Annotated in this window: 10 protein-coding genes; 9 read left to right on the top strand and 1 reads right to left on the bottom strand. The window is 50.7% G+C overall.

Annotated elements, in window-relative coordinates; genetic code table 11:
* Positions 1-577: 577 nt before the first annotated feature.
* The 9 genes from JT719_RS19965 (at position 578) to JT719_RS20005 (ending at position 20,249) form a co-directional block, all read left to right on the top strand.
* A complete protein-coding gene (locus tag JT719_RS19965; RefSeq protein ID WP_207435494.1) occupies positions 578-3,370 on the top strand; it encodes a TIM-barrel domain-containing protein in 2,793 nt (930 codons plus the stop codon).
* 54 nt (positions 3,371-3,424) lie between these two features.
* Positions 3,425-6,499: a SusC/RagA family TonB-linked outer membrane protein gene (locus tag JT719_RS19970; RefSeq protein WP_207435495.1), complete on the top strand. Its 3,075-nt coding sequence runs from the start codon at positions 3,425-3,427 to the stop codon at positions 6,497-6,499.
* A 112-nt stretch (positions 6,500-6,611) separates the two neighbouring features.
* Positions 6,612-8,111 carry a RagB/SusD family nutrient uptake outer membrane protein gene (locus JT719_RS19975; protein WP_341350785.1) on the top strand — a complete coding sequence of 500 codons (1,500 nt, stop codon included), beginning with the start codon at positions 6,612-6,614 and terminating at the stop codon, positions 8,109-8,111.
* A gap of 111 nt (positions 8,112-8,222) precedes the next feature.
* Positions 8,223-9,083, top strand: a complete 861-nt coding sequence (locus JT719_RS19980) for a hypothetical protein (RefSeq protein WP_207435497.1) — start codon at positions 8,223-8,225, stop codon at positions 9,081-9,083.
* 139 nt (positions 9,084-9,222) lie between these two features.
* Entirely contained in the window at positions 9,223-11,661 is a 2,439-nt protein-coding gene (galB, locus tag JT719_RS19985; protein WP_207435498.1) for a beta-galactosidase GalB, read from the top strand.
* Between the two features lie 346 nt (positions 11,662-12,007).
* The gene (locus tag JT719_RS19990) at positions 12,008-12,691 is read left to right on the top strand and encodes a GDSL-type esterase/lipase family protein (protein WP_207435499.1); all 684 of its coding nucleotides are present in this window, start codon (positions 12,008-12,010) and stop codon (positions 12,689-12,691) included.
* Between the two features lie 109 nt (positions 12,692-12,800).
* The gene (locus JT719_RS19995; RefSeq protein WP_207435500.1) at positions 12,801-15,236 is read left to right on the top strand and encodes a glycosyl hydrolase family 95 catalytic domain-containing protein; all 2,436 of its coding nucleotides are present in this window, start codon (positions 12,801-12,803) and stop codon (positions 15,234-15,236) included.
* 245 nt (positions 15,237-15,481) lie between these two features.
* A complete protein-coding gene (locus JT719_RS20000; protein ID WP_207435501.1) occupies positions 15,482-17,950 on the top strand; it encodes a xyloglucanase in 2,469 nt (822 codons plus the stop codon).
* A gap of 61 nt (positions 17,951-18,011) precedes the next feature.
* A complete protein-coding gene (locus tag JT719_RS20005; RefSeq protein ID WP_207435502.1) occupies positions 18,012-20,249 on the top strand; it encodes a glycoside hydrolase family 3 C-terminal domain-containing protein in 2,238 nt (745 codons plus the stop codon).
* Between the two features lie 151 nt (positions 20,250-20,400).
* Here JT719_RS20005 and JT719_RS20010 read toward each other — a convergent pair whose 3' ends face one another.
* Complete coding sequence (locus tag JT719_RS20010; protein ID WP_207435503.1) at positions 20,401-21,627, bottom strand: glycoside hydrolase family 88 protein; 1,227 nt, start codon at positions 21,625-21,627, stop codon at positions 20,401-20,403.
* Positions 21,628-22,038 lie beyond the last annotated feature (411 nt).

Consider the following 22,038-nt stretch of genomic DNA (forward strand, 5'->3'; position numbering starts at 1 on the left):
AAGCTAAAAATGGAGCAGGAAATTTTTCTGCATTAGTTAGGAAGAGCAGGCTTTAAAATAGAATAACAAACCATTCCGAAATAGAAGTAAAAACCGACTTTTCGTGCCCGCAGGTTTCTCAATTACTCTCCTCTACCTACCTCCGTTTTAAGGCTGCTTTTTGGAATTAAGCTTAAAAACATCGGGTATTTTCCATTGTTCAGGGAAGTGTTCTTCTAAACATCCGGTTACATGAGTGGTTTGTATCGGTTTTCCCGGAAACAGGCCGGAAACGGACTGGAAATCCTGATGGGTTAACATTTTGTAAAATAAAACCTGCGTATTTAGCTTAAAAATGCGGTTTTTTCATTTGTTAACAGATCAGACATAGAAAGGAAACATTTCATACATACCACATTTTTTGCTCCTACTTACCTTCATGTTGTTCTTTTCGGGGGGGTAGATGCTACGTAAGCGCTTGTGTCTTTCCTGATCAGAATGGATTAAAAGTTTATTCTCACAATTCAATTTGATGAAGGTTAGAAACACGCTTTACTTAGCTTTTGTCGCCGCTCTTTTTTCTTTTAAAGAGCCAGCGGTGAAAAACTACCAGAAACTGGAAGACGGGGTACTGGTGAAACTGGAAAAAGAAACCAGTGGAGATCCGCAGTACGTGAAATTGCGGGTAGTTTCAGACAAGATTATCCAGGTAATGGCTACGCCGGTAGAGAAATTCTCTGAGGAGCCCAGCCTGATGGTAGTGGATAACAAGAAAGGTAAAACCGACTGGGAATTCCGGGAGAACGGGAAAACCCTGGTCCTGAACACCAAGGACCTGCGGGTAGAAGTTGGGGCAACTACCGGCGATGTCACGTTCTATGATAAGAGCGGTAAAGTACTGCTTCAGGAAAACAACAAAGGGAACCAGGACTTCGCTCCGGTTACGCTTGGCAACACCCAAAGCTACCGTCTGCAAAAGGCGTTCAACGTAACCCCAGAGGAGGCTTTCTACGGCTTGGGCCAACACCAAACCGGACTCATGAACTACCGCGGTTGGCAGGTAGACCTTACCCAGTATAACTCAGTGGCGGTGGTGCCGTTCATGGTGTCCAGCAAAAACTACGGTATTCTGTGGGATAATAACTCCATTACCAAGTTTGGGGATGTGCGCCCGTATCAGCCTTTGTCAAAACTGAAACTGTACGGCAAAGACCAGCAGCCCGGCGGCCTCACGGCTACCTATGCCTTTGACCCTAAAGCTGGTAAAGCCCCTATTGTTCGTAAAGAAACCAACATCAATTACGAGTTCCTGGAAAACCAGAAAGACTTTCCGCAAGGCTATAAGCTGGAAGGTGGCCTCATGACGTGGGAAGGCTTCATTGAAAGCGATGCCACCGGCGAACACCGTTTTGAGATGCCTTCCTCCGGTTACGTAAAGGTCTGGGTTGACAACAAACTGTTGCTGGACCGCTGGCGCGAGGCCTGGAACCCCGGCATGTCAGTATTCAAGGCGCCTCTGCAGAAAGGACAGAAGCACGCTTTCAAGATTGAATGGAACCCAGACGGTGGGGTGTCTTACCTTGCGTTCCGCTACTTAACGCCGCAAACCGGGCAAGACCTGAACAAGATCGCTTTCTCTTCTGAGGCCGGCGATAGAATGGACTACTACTTTGTGTATGGCAAGAACCTGGACGAAGTAATTGCCGGTTACCGCCACCTGACCGGTGCGGCCCAGGTAATGCCTAAGTGGGCCATGGGTTTCTGGCAAAGCCGCGAGCGTTACAAAACCCAGCAGGAATTGCTGGATGTGGTGAAGGAGTTCCGTAAGCGCAAAATTCCGCTGGACAACATTGTGCAGGACTGGTCTTACTGGAAAGAAGATCAGTGGGGAAGCCAGGAGTTTGATGAAACTCGTTTCCCAGATCCACAAGGCATGATCAATGAGCTGCATAACCAGCACAAAACGCAGATCATGATCTCCACCTGGCCTAAGTTCTACGAGGGTATTGAAGCCTACAAGCAGTTTGATCAGAAAGGCCTGCTGTACAAAACCAGCATCAACGAGCAGATCAGAGACTGGATAGGCAAAGGCTACGTGTCTACGTTCTATGATGCCTTCAACCCAGAGGGCCGCCGGATGTTCTGGAACCTGATCAATGAGAAACTCTACAAAATGGGAATTGATGCCTGGTGGCAGGATGCCTCTGAGCCAGACATTCTTTCTAACTCTTCTATTGAGCACCGCAAAGCCTTGATGAACCCTACCTATCTGGGACCTGCTGATAAGTACTTCAACGCCTATGTGTTGCAGCACAACAAAGGAATTTACGAAGGCCAGCGCGGTACCAACCCCAATGACCGGGTTTTCATCCTGACTCGATCTGCCTTTGGTGGCTTGCAACGCTACGGAGCCGCCACCTGGAGCGGGGACATTGCCTCTACCTTTGAGGAACTGGGTCGCCAGATTCCGGCCGGTCTTAACTTCTCCCTGTCTGGCCTGCCTTACTGGACTACCGACATCGGGGGCTTCTTCGTGGAAAACAAGTATGACCGCGGGCCTATGACGCCTGAGGCGCAGGAAGAATGGCGTGAGTTGAATACCCGCTGGTATCAGTACGGCACCTTCACGCCGCTGTACCGCTCGCATGGTCAGTACCCGTTCCGTGAGGTTTTCAACATTGCCCCGGAAGATCACAAGGCCTATCAGTCTATTGTGTACTACAATAAGCTACGTTACCGCTTAATGCCTTACATCTACTCTTTAACGGGTCAGGTGTACCATCAGCACGGTACCATCATGCGTCCGCTAGTAATGGACTTTGGAGCAGATAAGAATGTGCTCAACATCAGTGACCAGTTCATGTTCGGGCCAAGCTTGTTGGTGAACCCGGTACACGAGGCCAAGGCCACTAGCCGCAAGCTTTACTTGCCTGCTAACTCGGGCTGGTACAACCTCTATGACGGTTCCTACCAGAAAGGAGGCAAGCAGATCACAGCCGCCGCTCCTTATGAGCGCATGCCGCTCTTCGTGAAAGAAGGTTCTATTCTGCCTTTCGGTCCTGATCTGCAGTATGCGCTGGAGAAACCCGCCGAAACCATCACGCTGTATGTGTACGGCGGAAAAGATGCCTCTTTTACATTGTACGAGGACGAAAACACCAACTACAATTACGAGCAAGGCAAATTTGCCTCCATTCCCATTACCTACAACGAAGCCTCCAAAACCCTTACAGTAGGCAAACGCCAGGGCGAGTTCAACGGCATGTTGCAGAACCGCACCTTCAACGTGGTGTTTGTGCAGCCCACCAAAGGAAAGCCCCTGCAATTTGACCTGAAGCCAGATGCCACCATCACCTACTCTGGTGCTGCCAAGTCTGTGAAACTGAAATAGGCCTGCCTATACCTGATTCTGTTCTTATCCACACATTGTCACTAAAGCTAATTTATGAGAAAGATTTATCTACTCACTTGGCTGCTCTGTCTATGCGGAGCGGCGTACGCCCAGCAAGCAATAAAGGGGCGGGTCACGTCGCAGGACGATGGGGCCGGGATTATTGGAGCCACAGTTAGTGTGAAGGGGAATGCAACTCTTGCCACTAGTACAGATGCGGAGGGCAATTACCAGTTAAGCGTGCCCACCGGCAATGAAACACTGGTCTTCACGTACATTGGCTTTGTGACGCAAGAGGTGGCCATAGCGGGCAGAACCCAGGTAAATGTTGCCCTGCGCTCAGACACCAAAGCACTGGAAGAAGTAGTGGTAGTGGGGTATGGTGTTCAGCAAAAGAAACTGGTAACCGGTGCCACGGCCCAGGTGAAAGGCGAGGATATTCAGAAGCAAAGTACCACAGATCCCTTACAGGCTTTACAGGGGCAAGCTGCCGGGGTGCAGATTACCTCTACTTCTGGTCAGCCCGGGGAAAGCATGAGGGTAGTAATCCGGGGGTTAGGTACCATTGGTAATGCTACTCCCTTGTATGTGGTGGATGGGGTCTTAACTGGTGATATCTCCTACTTAAACCCTGCAGATATCCAGTCTATTGACGTCTTGAAAGACGCAGCCTCTGCGGCTATCTATGGTTCACAGGCCGCCAACGGGGTGGTGCTGATTACTACCAGAACTGGTAAAAAAGGGCAACCCGCCCAGATCACCTTTGATAGCTACACGGGTGTTCAGAATCTAGGCAGAAAAATAAATATGCTGAACTCACGTGAGTACGCCACTATCATGAATGAAGCATTGGTGAACTCCAACAGACTACCCGCTTTTACCAATGAGCAAATTGCTGCCATGGGAGAAGGGACAGACTGGATTGACCAGATTTTTGTGAAGGATGCGGTAACTCAGAATTACTCTTTAGGAGCAACCGGTGGAACGGAGATGTCAACTTTTTCTACGGCAATCAATTATACCGGGCAAGAGGGGATAGTAGGCGGAAAGGATCTCTCCAATTATGAGCGATACAACTTCCGTTTCAACTCTGAGCACAGCTTCTACAATAATATTGTGAAGTTTGGAGAGCACTTAACTTTCTCCTATATCCGGAACAACGGTATCAGGGTAGGGAACCAGTACAACAACTCCTTACGGTCAGCTTTCAATACCAGTCCATTTGTGCCGGTGTATGATGCAAATGGTAACTTCTTTGATAACAGCAATTCCACCTGGTTTAATGGAGAGGCTAACCCGTATGCCCAAATGGTATATGACAACCAGAACCGCAGAAACAATCAAAGGCTGCTTGGGGATGTTTACATGGTTCTGGAGCCCATTAAGAATCTTAGGTTCAGAACCAGTTTCGGGATTGATTATAGCGCTAGCGAGAGCCGTTCCTTTACTCCAATCTATAAACTATCAGTGTATGCCTTCAACAACAACTCACGGGTAAACCAATTCCAGGGAAAGGGGCAGTCATTGATCTGGGACAATCTCTTAACCTATAACTTCAATGTTGGCACCGACCATAACTTTGAAGTGATGGCAGGTACTTCCGCCTTCAGAAGTGATGGGGCACAACTCTCAGGAAGCAACATCAATCTGGTACTTAGTGACCTGGAGCACGCATATCTGACCAATGCTTCTAACACAGATGGTACTACTATTGACCTTTCAGGTGAGCCTTGGGCACAGGATAGAAGAATGTCTTACTTTGGGCGGTTCAACTATAATTTCAAGGAAACTTACCTGATCAATGCCACTTTCCGGGCTGATGGTTCGGCAAGATTCGGTAGAAACAGACGCTGGGGCTATTTCCCATCAGTTTCAGTAGGATGGGTATTAACCAATGAGACATTTACAGAAAGCACCCGTGATTGGTTAAGTTATTTTAAGTTGCGTGCCAGCTGGGGACAGGTGGGTAGCCAGAACATTGGTCCTTACCAATTCGTGTCACTGGTGACGTTTGCCAATACCAATTATGTTTTTGGGGATAAGGAAGGAGTGCTTACCCCGGGAGCGTATATCAGCAGGTTGGGTAATGATGAAGTGAAGTGGGAAACCTCAGAACAAACCAACATTGGTTTTGATGCGAACCTGCTGGCCGGTAAGTTAAGTGTGAATTTTGATTGGTATGACAAAATCACCAAAGACTGGCTGGTCACTGCCCCTCTCTTAGCAACAGCCGGAGCAAGTCCTCCTGCTATCAACGGTGGCGATGTGAGAAACACAGGGGTTGAACTTGCCCTCTCATACAACAATAATATAGGCGATTTCAGCTACAACATTGGGATAAACGGTGCTTACAACAAGAACCGCGTACGCGAGATTCCTACCAATGATGGTATCATCCATGGCCGTAACAACGTGTTGTATGATAACTCACTGGAATTCTATAGAGCGCAAAACGGGTACCCTATTGGTTATTTCTGGGGCCTGAAAACCAACGGTATTTTCCAGACCGAAGAAGAGGTAAATGCTTACAGAGGCTCAGAGGGAGGTCTTATTCAACCTAATGCGCAACCTGGTGATGTACGTTACGTGGACCTGAACGGAGACGGTCAGATCACGAACGACGACAGAACCCAGATAGGTAATCCTAATCCAGACTATACTTTTGGTTTAACGCTGTCTGCCAGCTACAAAGGGTTTGACTTCTCTATGCTGGCCTCAGGTGTAGCAGGAAATCAGCTTGTGCAATCTTACCGGAACCAGGCTAGCCAATACCCTAACTACACCACGGCTATCTTTGATCGCTGGCATGGACCCGGCTCTTCCAATACCATGCCTAGGGTTACCACAGATAACAGAAACTGGACTCAGTTCTCAGATTTGTTTATTCATAACGGTGACTTTCTGCGAATCAGCAACATCACCCTGGGGTATGATTTCGGGAAGCTGATTAACAAGCCTTTTCTGCGTCAGGTAAGGGTATATGCTTCTGTGCAAAATCTTTACACATTCACCAAGTATGAAGGTATGGACCCTGAGATTGGGTATACAGAGGACTTTGCTTCAGGTGTAGACCTGGGGTATTACCCTCGCCCAAGAACTGTGTTAGTGGGTACCAACATTAGATTCTAATTCCTAAGAAGTTACTAACATGAAAAATATAAGCAAAGCAATTCTACTAGCAGGTGTTCTATCCTTAGGAGCATGTAAGGATAGTTTCCTGGAAGTTGATCCAATAACTAACGTGACTGATGCAAACTATTACAGAACACCAGAAGATGCCTTCAGAGCATTGGTAGGTTGTTATGATGGTTTACAAATCATTTGGGCAGAGGGAATCAGCTTTCCAGTTGCTTCTGAGGTCTTGTCAGATAATGCTTTTGGGGGAACCGGTGCTTCAGACGGATTTGGATACCAGATGTTGGATGAGTTTGACAGAACCCGCTCACCCGCAGATCAAGATTTGATAGGTGCCAACTGGGCAGCCTATTATAGAGCGGTCTTTAGGTGCAATACCCTCATTGGTAAAATGGACCAAATCAACTGGAACGGCAATGAGCAATTGAGAAAGACGTATGAGGCTGAGGCTAGGTATATCCGGGCGTTCCTGTACTTTGACATGGTTCGTCTTTGGGGAAATATCCCTTTGATCATAGAACCCACTCGTGAAAACGTACCACAGGCTAACCCAGATGAAGTATATAAGCTAATTGCCGAGGATTTAAAATATGCGATAGAAAACCTGCCATCTACCAACTACGCTGCTCAGTCGGTGGGTAACAGAGGCAGAGTGACAAAATGGGCCGCGGAATCTTTGATAGGCCGTGTGTTTCTATACTATACCGGCTATTATAACAAGACTGACTTAGTTGGAACGGTATCTCAGGCTCAGGCGCTGGCTTATTTAGAAGATGTGATTACAAACAGTGGGCATGGTTTGGTAGAGAACTTTGCTAATCTCTGGCCGGCCGCTTCTGTAGCTAACTATGCTGGTGAAGACAATAAGGAAACCGTGTTTGCGATAAAGTACACTTACACCAGTGATTACAACGGCAATACAGACGGTAACCACTGGATGGTAATGCTGGGCATGCGGGAGCAGTTCAGTTACCCTTACGGTAATGGCTGGGGAGGCGGAACGGTCAACCCAAGATTGTGGAACGCCTTCAGCACCAATGATACCCGTAAAGCAGCCTCTATCATTTCTATAGTTGATGAAAACATAAATTTCACCAACCAGGGCAAGCAACGAGAATATACTGGCTATTACAATAAGAAATATAGCCCTATGGTAGACGAGGAGGGCAACAGCATACCCGTGGAAAATGGCGCTGTGAACTTCATGATCGGACAGTTCCAGGACTATGTGGCTATCCGGTATGCAGATGTGCTGTTGATGGCGGCTGAGCTGGGTAGCCCTAATGCCCAGAACTACTTTGACATGGTCAGAAGACGTGCTTACAAAGACAATTTCAATCCGCTGGCTGTATCAAAGGCAAACATCATGGCAGAACGCCGGTTAGAGTTTGCCAACGAGGGAATCCGTTACTGGGATCTCTTGCGTCAGGGGGTAGAAGTGGCAGCTAATGCTATTGCTGAAACCACTACCGTCTTGAATGCAGGAGCAGCCACCACAAAAGTGATTGCCGCAAATAAGATCAGAGAAACCCAGGGATTACAGCAAATTCCGAACTCCCAGATAACCTTATCTAATGGGGTGCTGAAGCAAAATCCAGGGTGGTAATAGCAATAAGTCATCAAGTATGAATGGAGCATTTCAGGTGATGATTCTTCCGGCTACCAGTAAGTTGGATTCCTCTGAAATGCCTTCTCTGACTATCTAACTTTTAAACAGATGAAACGGTTAAAATCAATTTTATCACTCATACTCTTGGGAGCCTTCATCGTGACTGCCTGTCAGGACGATGACCATGAATTGGGCAGAATGCTCTCTCCGGAGGAAATCTCTATCAAAGTGGTCCAGGATTTATCTATTGACCCCGGCGGAAACACTGTCATTCTGATAAATGAAACCCCGGAAACCATCTCTATGTGGGATTTTGAAACAGGGCGTTCTACCCGTACCATTGACACGGTTAGGTATGCTTTTGCTGGTGACTATACCATTAAGTTCTCCGCCGTAACAGGTGGGGGAATTGTGGAACTTCCGGCTAAGACCATTACCGTCACCCAGAACAACCTCAACTACGTGAACGACCCACTGTGGACAGCCCTGTCTGGCGGACCTGGGAACGAAAAAACCTGGATACTGGACATTGACGCGAACCATTTTGACGGCCCGCTTTACTTCTACGGAACCGACAATGGTTGGGGAGGTGCCTGTACCAAACCCGGAGGCGACTGCTGGAACTGGAACCCAGATTACAAAGGCAACACCTGGCTGATGCCCTACGGAGACTACGGCACCATGACCTTCAGCTTGAAAGGCGCAGCCACGGTTACGGTAAACCATTCCATGATTCCGGGCAAAGGCACTGAGAGCGGGACTTACTTCCTGGATGTGGATAACAAAACCCTGAGCCTAACAGATGCTGGTATCTTGCACGATGCCGGCCGTGATGCCTGCGTGGACGACTGGGGTAGCATCCGGTTGCTGTCCTTAACCGAAAACTCCATGCAGTTAGCCGTTATGCGGAAGGGTTCCTGCGAAGGAGCCGCCTTGTTGGTGTACAACTTTGTGCCTAAGGCAGAATAGTTCACCTGTAATAAACTGTACTAGTGCCATCCGTGAGGTGGTGACTAGTTGGAATCGGCTGGTGAGCATCTGTAAAGCTGGTGGTTGCCAGCCGATTCCTTTTTCTAAATCTTCACTCAATCCCTTTACCTTCACAAACATGCTGCGGCAGAAACTGCACCTTCATACGCTGTTTATTACCCTTTTTGCCTTAGGAGCCTGTAAAACAACAGATACCCTGGTACGAGAAAGACAAGACTTCACCAAAAACTGGTCCTTCAACTTAGGCGATCAGGCAAGTGCCAGGGAAACCGGTTACAATGATGCCCAATGGCGTAAACTAAGCCTGCCGCACGACTGGAGTATTGAAGGGAAATTTGATGAGAAGCACCCTGCTGGTTACGGAGGCGGGGCCTTGCCGGGCGGCACCGGCTGGTACCGGAAAACCTTCAGGGTAGACTCTAATGAGAAAGACAAGCTGTTCTACATAGACTTTGACGGCGTTTACACCAACTCTGAAGTCTGGATCAACGGTCAATACCTGGGCAAACGCCCTAACGGCTACATTTCCTTCCGGTATGATCTCACGCCTTACCTAAAATTTGGGCAGGATAACGTGGTGGCGGTAAAAGTAGACAACTCCCAGCAACCTAATTCCCGTTGGTATTCCGGTTCCGGCATCTATCGTAATGTGTGGCTGGTGAAAACCAATCCGGTGCACGTAGACCAGTGGGGCACGTTTGTAACCACGCCCCAAGTTTCTGAGCAATCGGTGAAGGTAGCCATCACTACTAACGTGCGGAACGCTAAGCAGCAATCAGGAAACTTTACCCTTCGCACAATGATCTATGATGCGCAGGGCAAGGAGGTAGCCAGAACTGCTTCCGAGAATCAGGCGCTGAAATCGACGCAGCCCAGCCCCGTCACCGAAGTGAAGCAGGAACTGACCGTCGCTACTCCTACTTTATGGTCGGTGGAGCAGCCCTATCTGTACCGCGTGGTGACCCAGGTAGAGCAGAACGGAAAGGTAGTGGACAACTACGAAACGCCGCTGGGCATCCGTACCTTCAATTTTGATGCGCAGAAAGGCTTTACCCTCAACGGTAAATCCATGAAGATCAACGGAGTGTGTAACCACCATGATCTGGGTGCCTTGGGGGCTGCCGTGAACGTGCGCGCCTTGGAGCGCCAACTGGAAATCATGAAAGCCATGGGCGTGAACGGCATCCGGACTTCGCACAACCCGCCCACCCCAGAACTGCTGGACCTCTGCGACAAAATGGGCTTCATTGTCATGGATGAGTCCTTTGACATGTGGAAGAAAGAGAAAAGCAAATATGATTACAGCCATGCCTGGGATGAGTGGCATAAGCGCGATCTGGAAGATTTCATCAAGCGAGACCGGAATCACCCCAGTGTGTTCATCTGGAGCATCGGCAACGAAATTCCGGAGCAGTGGGCGCCCGAAGGAACCACCATTGCCAAGGAGTTGGTAGCCATTGTGAAGAGCCTGGATACCACCCGCCCCGTGACGGTGGGCATTAATGAGCCAACGCCAAACAACACCATCTACAAATCAGGTGCCTTGGATCTGTTTGGGTTCAACTACCACCACCAGGATTTCGAGAAGTTCCCGCAGACCTTCCTCGGCCAGAAATTCATTGCCACCGAGACCGTTTCGGCGCTGGCTACCCGCGGGCACTATGATATGCCCTCAGACAGCGTCCGCCGCTGGCCTTATAAGTGGGATGAGTTGTTCACCGCCGGAAACAAAGATCTCACCGTATCGGCGTACGACAACGTGAGCACGCCCTGGGGCTCTACCCACGAGGAAACCTGGAAGGTGATGAAAAAGCACGATTACCTTTCGGGCATGTACATCTGGACGGGCTTTGATTACCTGGGCGAACCTACCCCGTACGTGTGGCCGGCCCGCAGCTCGTACTTTGGGATTGTGGATCTGGCTGGTTTCCCCAAGGACGTGTATTACATGTACCAAAGCGAGTGGACAAACAAACCGGTGCTGCACATCTTCCCGCACTGGAACTGGGAACCCGGCAAAACCGTGGATGTGTGGGCCTATTACAACAACGCCGATGAAGTGGAACTGTTCCTGAACGGAAAATCGCAGGGAGTGCGCAAGAAACATGGCGATGACCTGCACGTGATGTGGCGCCTGCCTTACCAGCCGGGTACTTTGAGAGCCGTGTCCAGACAGAACGGGAAAGAGGTGCTAACCAAAGAAATTAATACTGCTGGTGTACCCGCCAAAATTGTGCTGGAAGCCGACCGTACCCAGATCGCCGCCGATGGCAAAGACCTGTCCTTCGTGACAGTGAAGATACTGGACAAAGACGGCAATCTGGTGCCCCGCGCCGATAACCTGGTGAACTTCACCATTGATGGAAAAGCAGTGCTGGCCGGCGTGGATAACGGCCAGCAGACCAGCATGGAGTCCTTCAAAGCGAATCACCGCAAAGCCTTCAACGGTCTCTGCCTCGCCATTCTACAGGCCCAGGAAGAAGCCGGAACCGTGAAGCTGACCGCTACTTCAGAAGGACTTGCACCTGCTTCCGTGACCATCCAACTCAAAAAGTAACTTCAGAATCTTCCTGATTTCGGGCTGTTTTCCAGAAAGCAGCCCGAAATCAGAAACGGGTTGGCTTAACTCTGGAATCCCACTGGCGCGAGACTCTGGTCTCGTGACTTTGGATGATGCGAGTCTCCAGACTCGCCGGGAGCCATGACTCAGACCTGGAAACCAGAAATACTATTGTCGCTGCTGCGCAGCGAGGGTAGTCAGAGACTACCCATCATCGCAAGTCACGAGTCTGGAGACTCGCGCCAGTTTTAGCAAGACGTTTTCGGGGTAAGTTTCAGAAAACGAGCTAAAAACAGGAGAAAGAGCTATTTTAGGCAGATTCTCCAACCTAAAAACATTATTTATGAAAAGAACCTTTTTGCCGCTCTTATCTCTTTTAGTAACCCTGCTGATTTCCTTCGGCGCTCAGGCCCAGAACAAGATTAAAGTGGCCTGCGTGGGCAACAGCATCACCGAAGGCTGGGGCTTGAAACAGACCTATCCGGCCGCGTTGCAGCAACTATTGGGCGAGGCGTACGAGGTGCGCAATTTCGGGGTGAGCGGCCGCACGCTCCTGAAGAAAGGCGATTTCCCGTACTGGAACGAGGCCAAGTACCAGGAGGCTCTGTCATGGCAGCCCGACATCGTGATCATCAAACTGGGCACCAATGACTCCAAACCGCAGAACTGGAAATTCAAAGACGAGTTTGTTTCTGATTACGTGGCCCTGGTGAACTCCTTCAAGGCGCTGGCTTCCAAACCCATGGTGTATGTCTGCGCGCCCATTCCGGTGTTTGAGTTCAAGTGGGGCATCACGGAGTCCATTGTGAAAAACGAGATCATTCCGGCTGTCAACAGGGTTGCAAAGCAAACCAAATCGCAGGTCATTGACTTATACACTCCCTTCATCGGCAAGGCCAACCTGACCTATGACGGCATTCACCCCAACGACGAAGGAGCCGCTTTCCTGGCCGCCCAGGTACACCAGGCCATGCCCAGGAAGATCAAAAAGAAAACCAAATTGAAAGCCGAGAAAGCCAGCAAGTAGCACCGTTTCGGGCTTGTTTTCCTGGAAAGAAGTTCAAAACAGGCCCTTTCTGGTACCAGAAAATCCATTGCTGTACCCGGCACCAATCGCTTAACCTGATGAAAACCTGATGCGTCATTTTTCCACCCTTCGCCTGTTGTTTTTTCTTTTTCTGGCCAACCAATTCACTGCTTTGGGGCAGGCAGATCCGTTTCAGGCACCTAAGAAAGGGTTTGTCAGTTGGTTGCCGGCGCCCAGTTGGGAGCACGCGCTGCTCAGCGGGAACGGGGCTATGGGCGCTATGGTGATGGGCAATCCGCACGACGAGACCATTATCCTGAACCAGGCCCAACTGTACTTGCCCGTCACCGAGCCCCGGCCACCCATTGACCAGGCCAGCCGTCTGGCCGAGATCCGTTCCCTGATTCTGGAGGGCAAGTATCAGGAAGCCGCCAAAATTCCGGTGGAGCAAAGCATGAAAGAAGGCTACGGAGGGCATCTGTGGTCCAACCCGTACGTGCCGGCCTTTGACGTGCGGGTGCAGCTGGAGCCTTCCAACGTGCAGAAGTACGTGCGCATGGTGGATTTTGAAACCGGCGAGGCCAAAGTCATCTGGACCGATGCCAACGGAACTTACCAGCGCAACCTCTTCGTGTCCCGGCCCGATAGCGCCATCGTGATTTCCATCAAAGGAACCGGCAAGGTGAACGGCAGCATCGGGTTTACAAGCCGGCCCTATGAGTGGTCGCAGCGCGATCAGATCGTCAAGAATGTGGAGGGCGTGGAAATAAAGGCCGCCGATAAATGGCTTACTTTCCGGAGTAATTACAAAAAACGCTGGAAAAACAGCTTGCAGGGCTACGAAGGCGTGGGCAGGGTAGAGGTGAAAGGCGGCAGCTTTACGGTGCAGGGCAATGACCTGGTGGTAAACGACGCCGATGAGGTGCTGGTGTTCATTAAGATCAACGGCAATTATGATTACGCCAACTCGCAGGTAGACCAGATCAAACAGCACCTGTCTTCTTTGCCTACCGATTACCAGGCCTTGCTTTCCCGGCACCGCAACGTGCACGGCGAACTGTTCAACCGCGTGAAATTGGACCTGGGTGGAGGAGAGGAAGCCGGGCTTTTCAGTGAATCCATCAACCTGAAGGCGAGAAGCGGCAAGGTGGCTCCAGCCATTATTGAAAAGCAGTTCGATGCCGCCCGCTACAACATCATCAGCGCCACGGGCATTAATCCGCCCAACTTGCAGGGCATCTGGGGCGGCACCTGGACTCCGCCGTGGTCTTCAGACTTCACCCATGACGGAAACGTGGAAGTGGCAATCTCAGCCTTGCTCACCAGTCGCACGCCCGAGCTCATGATGGCCTATTTCAACTACCATGACAAGCGCCTGCCGCTGTACCGCGACAACGCCAAAAGAATGTTCGGGACCCGGGGCATCCACGTGCCTTCGCACACCAGCGACAACGGCTGGGACAACCACTTTGACCCCATCTGGTGCCTGAGCCTCTGGACCGGCGGTGCGGGCTGGACGGCCAGTTTCTACAATGACTACTGGCTGCACACCGGCGATCGCAAATTCCTGAAAGAGCGGGCTTACCCGTTCATGAAAGAGTCGGCCCTGTTTTATGAAGACTTCCTGACCGTAGGCAAAGATGGAAAGTATGTGTTCAATCCCTCGTACTCGCCGGAGAATACTCCCGTGGGCTCCAATTCGCAGGCCAGCATCAATGCCACCATGGACGTGATGATCGCCAAACAATTGCTCCGGAACTGCATCGCGGCCGCGCAGGAACTTAAAACCGACAAAGCCCAGGTAAAGAAATGGCAGGAGATGCTCACCAAGATGCCGGCCTATGAACTGGACGAAGGCGGTGCTCTGAAAGAATGGCTGTGGCCAACGCTGAAGAACTACCACCAGCACCGGCACGTCTCGCACCTGTACAGCTTGTATGACATGGTAGACCCCGATTTCAAGAACGATCCCAAGCTGCTGGACGGTGCCCGCAAAGTGGTGGAAGAACACATGAAGTTCCGCTACAAAGAAAACGGCGGCGAAATGGTGTTCGGTCTGGCGCAGATGGCCTTTGTTACGGCTAACCTGGAAGATGCCGCCACCACCGCCCAGCTGATTGACTGGATTTCCCGCTATTACTGGACCAATGGCTTGGGCACGTACCACAATCCCGGCTCCTTGTTCAACACCGACTTGAGCGGCGGTTATCCTTCGGTGATCATGCGGGCTTTGGTGTATTCAGAACCGGGTATGGTGAAACTGCTGCCGGCTATTCCGGCTACCTGGGAGACCGGCAGTATCTCCGGATTGCTGTTGCGGGGTGGAGTGCAGGTGAAAGATCTCACGTGGAACAACCAGGAAGTGGTTGCGGTGCTCCAATCGCCTAGAAAACAGGAGATCATTTTGCAGGCGCCTCGCCAGATGCGGTTGGTTTCGGGGCCAAATTCCAGAAAATCGGGCCAAAACGCTCAGGTAACCTTGCCTGCCGGGAAAGAGGTGCGCCTGGTCTTCAGGGCCGAGGGGAATGCACAGATTAAAAAGTAAAAAGCCTCAGGAGTTTTGAAGTGGGGGGAGAACCCTTGGCGGATCGGCTCTTTGGCTGGCATTAACATTTATAGCGGTCATTAGAAAAATTTGGTGCATTCCGGTGCGGGAGTTTGCCTCTGTGTTTACCCTATCAAACCCGAAGTCTGTTTTAGCCCCGTTTTTATGAAAACAAGCCTGAAACAGACTATGGGAGAATGCTTCACTTTTAGAAAAATTCATCGGTGAATTAAAAAAGAACCTGTATGAGGAAAAGCTTTACAGCAGGAGTTTTCAACCTTCCTTTCCTGAAATCAACTACCCGAGGTAAGCGAGCCTTGGGCGGATGGCTGGTTCTTTTCCTTTGCCTGGGAAGTATTTCGGTGTGGGCGCAAACCTCAGAAACTTACCAATGGAAGAACGTGCAGATACACGGCGGCGGTTTTGTTACCGGGTTGGTCTTCCACCCCACGGAACGGAATCTGCTGTACGCCCGCACCGATGTGGGCGGCGCTTTCCGCTGGAATGCCGCTGAGAACACCTGGATTCCGTTGACAGACCATTTAACCCGCGCCGATGAGAACCAGATGGGTGTGTTGAGTCTGGCGGTAGATCCGGCCAATCCTGAGAAAGTATATCTGGCTACGGGGTTGTATTCCCCGACCTGGGCAGGCATGGGAGCAGTTCTTTCTTCTTCAGACCGAGGCAGTACCTGGAGCCGGACCAACCTTCCCATTCGGTTAGGAGGCAACGAAGACGGCCGCTCTTCGGGTGAGCGCCTGCAGGTAGATCCTAATCTGGGCAGTACCTTGTATCTGGGAACCTCCGCCGATGGCCTTTGGCGCAGTACCAATTCAGGGGCAACTTGGAGCAAAGTGAACAGTTTTCCGGTAGCCCAAACTTCTATTGGCAGCGGTGGCATTGGGTTTGTGCTGTTTGACAAACGCAGCGGCAATGCGGGTGCAGCTACCCCAACCATCTACGTGGGTATTCTTCGGTCGGGCAGCTCTAACCTGTACCGGAGCACCAACGGCGGAGACACCTGGGAGGCAGTTTCTAACCAGATTACCAACTATATGCCGCACCACGCGGAGTTGGCCACAGACGGAACGTTGTATGTGACCTACTCCAACAGTCCGGGACCGAATGGAGCCACCGCCGGAGCCGTCCGGAAGTTTAATCCCTCCACCAATACCTGGACCGAATTGACCTTGCCTTCCGGACAGGGCGGGTTTGCCGGCCTCAGCCTGGATGCGCAGAATCCCAATACCTTGATTGTCTCTACCCTAAACCGCTGGTGGCCCAACGATGAGATCTACCGCAGCACCGATGGCGGCACTACCTGGCGGCCCGTCCTAGGCAACGCGACTCGTGATCATTCCTCGGCACCGTACGCTGCGGCTTCCAGTCCGCACTGGTTGGGAGATGTGGAGATTGATCCTTTTGACGCCAACAAAGCCTGGTTTATCACCGGTTATGGCGTGTTCCAGACTACCAACCTGCGGGAGGCAGACCAAGGCAGAGCCGTGACCTGGACCTTCCAGAACAAAGGCCTGGAGGAAACCGTGCCTTTGAAACTGATCAGTCCGCCCACTGGGGCGCCTTTGCTCAGTGCCATCGGTGACATTGATGGGTTCCGGCATGATGATCTGGACGTGTCCCCATCGGCTGGCAGACTGAACCCCAGATACGGTACCAACACCTGGATTGACTATGCCGCGAATCAACCATCGTTCATGGTGCGGGTCCATAATAATGCACAAGGCAAGTTCGGGGCCTACTCTACCGATGGAGGTACCACCTGGACCCCCTTCGGCAGTGCGCCTGCGGGAGTAACAGGCGGGGGCACGATAGTTGTTTCCGCTGATGGCGCTACTCTGGTGTGGGCTCCCGTGGGGGTAAACTCTATTTATTACTCTACTAACCGGGGAACCAGTTGGATTACCGCAACGGGTATTTCCAAAGGTGGCCTTAAACCCATGTCCGATAAGGTGAATGCCCGCAAATTCTACGTGTATGATGCCGAAGTCGGCAGAGTGCTGGTGAGTACCAATGGTGGAGCTTCCTTTACCGCAGCGGCTACAGGTTTGCCAGCCGCCGCCAGTTGGCAATTGTGGGCTGCCACCGTGTATCCTGTCTACGGAGTAGAGGGTGATGTCTGGCTCACCAACCCGGTAGGAGGCTTGTACCGGTCTACCAACTCTGGAGCCTCGTTCACCAACATCAACAGCGTGCAGGAAGCCACCAAAGTGGGTTTCGGCAAACCCAAGGAAGGCAACGCTTACTCGGCTGTGTACCTGGTGGGCAAAGTAAATAACCAGATCGGTTTGTTCCGGTCAGATGATGCCGGAGCCAGTTGGGTGATGATCTCAGACGAGCGGCATCACTTTGGCGGCATCAATGATATTACCGGAGATCCCAGGATATATGGCCGGGTGTACCTGGCAACTGCCGGCCGGGGCATTATTTACGGCAATGCGCCTGGGGTGGTGAGTGGTATTTCTGACGAACAGCAGGTAGAACTGAGTTATGGACCTAACCCTTTCCCAGATGGTTTGCGTCTGCAGGCACCGCACCGGTTCACTTATGAGGTCAGGACTTTAACCGGAACTTTGGTGGAGAAAGGAGTCAGCGGGGGGCAATCTATTATAGGAGCACGGTTGCCAAGAGGCCTTTACCTCCTCACCGCTACGTACCAGGATCGGGTGAAAACCATCAGAATCATCAAGCAATAGGGAGAAACAGAGCTTAGATAGCTCAGGCAGAAGGAAGATTTTTACCAATAGTTTATAATATATGACCTACAGATTACCCAGCTTCAGATCGCTTTGCAGTCTGGCGCTTGTAGCTTTTACCGTGGCTTGCTCCACTTCAGAAAAGGTGCAGCAATCGGCTACCAGCAACGCCGGCTCCACCTCCACAGCAGTAGAGGGCAACGGCATCAACATGTCGCATGAAGCCCAGATAAATGACCTGATTTCTAAAATGACCTTGGAGGAGAAAGTGAACATGATTCACGGTGTTTCCTCTTTTACCTCGGGCGGAGTGCCGCGTCTGGGAATCCCGGAGTTGACCATGTCAGACGGTCCGCACGGGGTACGTCCTGAGCACGGCCGCGATTGGTCATTGGACAATGCCGGAAACGATTCTTCTACGTACCTGCCCACCGGCGTTGCCTTGGCCGCCACCTGGAACCCTGAGCTGGGCTATGCCTTCGGGGAAGTGCTGGGCAGCGAGGCCAAGGCCCGCGGCAAAGATGTGATTCTGGGTCCCGGTGTGAACATCATGCGCACGCCTTTGAACGGCCGTAATTTTGAATACCTCAGCGAAGACCCTTATCTGAGTGCCCGCATGGCGGTTGGCTATATTAAAGGAGTGCAGGACCAGGGAATTGCCGCCTGCGTGAAGCACTACGCTGCCAACAACCAGGAAATCAAACGGGCCAAAGTAAACGTGGAGATGAGCGAGCGAGCGCTTCGTGAGATTTATTTGCCTGCTTTTAAAGCCGCCATCACCGAAGGCGGTGCCCTGACCCTGATGGGCGCTTACAACAAATTCCGGGGCCAATACTGTACGCATAACCAGTATCTGATTAACGACATCCTGAAAGGAGAGTGGGGGTTCAAAGGTCTGGTGGTGAGCGATTGGGGCGCGGTGCTCAACACCATGGAAGCCATCACCAACGGCACCGATATTGAGATGGGAACCGATCTGCTGCAAATGCCCAACATCAACTACAACAAATTCCTGCTAGGCGATACCGCAATCACGCTGGTGAAAAGCGGCAAAGTGCAGGAAGCCCTGATAGATGAAAAAGTACGCCGGATTCTGCGGGTCATGTACCACACCAATATGATTGGGGCCAAGCGCACGCCGGGTGCCTTGAGCACCAAAGCCCATCAGCAAACTGCGCAGAAAGTGGCCGAGGAAGCCATCGTGCTCCTGAAAAACGAAGGGAATTTGCTCCCTTTGCAAAAAGGAGGCCTAAAATCCATTGCGGTGATTGGCGCGAATGCCACCCGCAAGCAAGCCATGGGCGGTGGCTCCTCGCAGGTTCGTCCGCCTTATGAAGTAACGCCTCTGCAAGGCATCCAGAAAATGGTAGGTGCTGGTGTGAAGGTTACCTTCGCACCGGGCTTTGAAGTAACCAGAGCCGAGAAGCCCAACCAGAAATTGATTGACGAGGCGGTACGAGCTGCCAAAGCCGCAGAGCGAGTGATTTATGTAGGTGGCTGGACGCACGGCTACACCGATGATTGGAACGGCGGTGCCTTTGACTCAGAAGGTGCCGATAAACCCAATCTGACCATGCCCTTCGCCCAAGACCAACTGCTGACCGCTATCCTGAAAGCCAATCCGAACACCGTAGTCGTGCTGATTGGCGGCGGACCCATTGACATGACCCAGTGGGTAGACCAAACCAAAGCCATTGTGCAGGCCTGGTACCCCGGCATGGAAGGCGGTACTGCCGTGGCCAAAGTGCTCTTCGGGGAAACCAATCCTTCCGGCAAACTGCCGGTATCCTTTCCAAAGCGCTTACAGGATTCTCCGGCCCATGCCCTAGGCCAGTACCCAGGTGACCGCGACACTGTGAACGTGGAGTACAAAGAAGACATCTTTGTGGGCTACCGCTACTTTGATACCTACAAGGTGGACCCGCTTTTCAGCTTCGGGCACGGATTGTCTTACACCACCTTCGGGTACAGCGACCTGAAGGTAGACCGTGACGGCGATGGTGTGAAAGTGAAGGTACAAGTGAAAAACACTGGTCCGGTAGCGGGTGGCGAAGTGGTGCAGCTGTACGTGAAAGATGACCAAGCTTCTGTGAAGCGGCCCAAGAAAGAACTGAAAGCGTTCCAGAAAGTATTCCTAAAACCCGGCGAAACCAAAACGGTGACCTTAACCCTGGGCAAGGATGCCTTCCAGTTCTACGATGAAGGTAAAAAGCAATGGGTGCTGGAACCGGGTAAGTTCCAGATTCTGGCCGGTAGCTCCTCTAAAGATATTCGGTTAACCGGTGAGGTGACTTTATAACATCTAATCAATCATTGAAAAGGGCATCGCTTTCCAAAGCGATGCCCTTTTCGTTTATGCCTTATTTTCTCTAAATAAGCCTAAAAACAGAAAACCAGCCTGTAAACAGGAAGCAAAGAGGAGGCAAAAGGCTGCTATTTAGTGGAAGTACTTAATTCTTGCTGAGCTCCTGGTATCGTTTTAACGCTTCAATGAAGTAATAGTCGGCATAGGTGAGCGGTACGTCTATTTCGGTGCCTTGGGGAAAATGCCCTACGCCATGTTTTATGAGGAAGCCTCCATTCGTGCCTGGCGCGTACCGGTAAGTATCACTGGACAGGCTTTGCAGCATGGTTTCTGCCGCGGCAAAGTATTCTTTGCTTGTCTTTGCTGGAACATACTGGCATAACTCCAGCAAGGCGGCGGAAGTAATGCCGGCAGCTGAGGCATCCCGCAGAGCATTTGGAATATTAGGTGCATTGAAGTCCCAATACGGAATTTTATCCTGCGGCAAATTGGGGTGATGCAGCATGAAGTCTGCAATGCCTTTTGCCTGGGCCAGGTACTTCGGGTCTTTTGTCTCTCTGTACATCACGGTAAAGCCATACAGACCCCAGGCTTGTCCCCGAGCCCAGGCAGACTCATTGGAATACCCCTGAGCTGTGCGTTTCTGCTGCACGGCACCAGTGGTTGGATCATAGTTGATCACATGATACGAGCTATAATCGGGCCTGAAGTGGTTTTGAATGGTAGTGTTCGCGTGTGTGGTGGCAATTTCATAGAAAGAGGAGTCGCCGGTGACGCGGGTTGCCCAGAACAACAACTCCAGATTCATCATGTTATCTATGATCACCAGATAATCTTCCTTATCTGAGTCCCAGGACCGGATCGCCCGTACTTTCGGGTCAAAGCGTGTGGCTAACGATTTAGCGCTGTTTATCAGAATATCTTTGTATTCTGGTTTTGGAGCAATCTGGTTTGCATTCCCAAAGCTACAGTACATCATAAAGCCTAAGTCGTGGGTGGTGGTATTGTACTGCTCCTTTTTCAATACCTCCATGATGCGCATGGCTTCTTCGTAAAGTTTTTGATCAGCGGTTGATTGGTAAAGGTAAAGGAGAGTGCCCGGGTAGAAGCCACTGCACCACCAATCAGAGCCGCTGGTTTCTAATCTATTTTGGTTTGGATGAAAGGTTCTGGGAAACCGGTTGGGAGGGAGCGAAGAAGCTAAAAGTTTGTATTGGTTAGCTGACGCTGTGTACATCTGGAAAATAGTCTCCTTTGATAGGAGGTGCTTTGAGCTAAGTGATTTGCTGTTCTGCTTGCTTGAGCTACACGCCAAAAGGGAATGAAGGGCAATTAGTAGAGAGACTCTAGCAATCAAGAGATATGTCCTCATAGAATATAGGGAATCGTGCCCTTTAAGATAGTATTTGTTTACCTATTCATAAGATCTGAACCTCTCGTAACATTTGCTTAATATGTTCTTAATAATTCGGTAATATAATAGCTGTGTTATTTAGTTCTTGATAATCTAAGTGTCTATTGGTTGATAATAATATAGTCTTTTGTGTGTGAGTCAATGAAAATTTCAATATAATTATCTTAGAAATGTAATATTTGAGATGAGTATATTAAGACAGTTTTAGTGAATTCGTGTCGCTGTGACAATTATAATATTTTAATGCTTAATTGTGAAGCAATAAGGAGTGCGCGCTACCTCTTTGAATGTTAAATGATAAAATATTAACTAATTAGGCGCTTTTTTAACATTTGGTGCCTATAACAAAAACATTCAGTCCCCTGCATT

This window comes from Sabulibacter ruber (assembly GCF_017355955.1).
Lineage (GTDB): Bacteria > Bacteroidota > Bacteroidia > Cytophagales > Hymenobacteraceae > Nibribacter > Nibribacter ruber_A.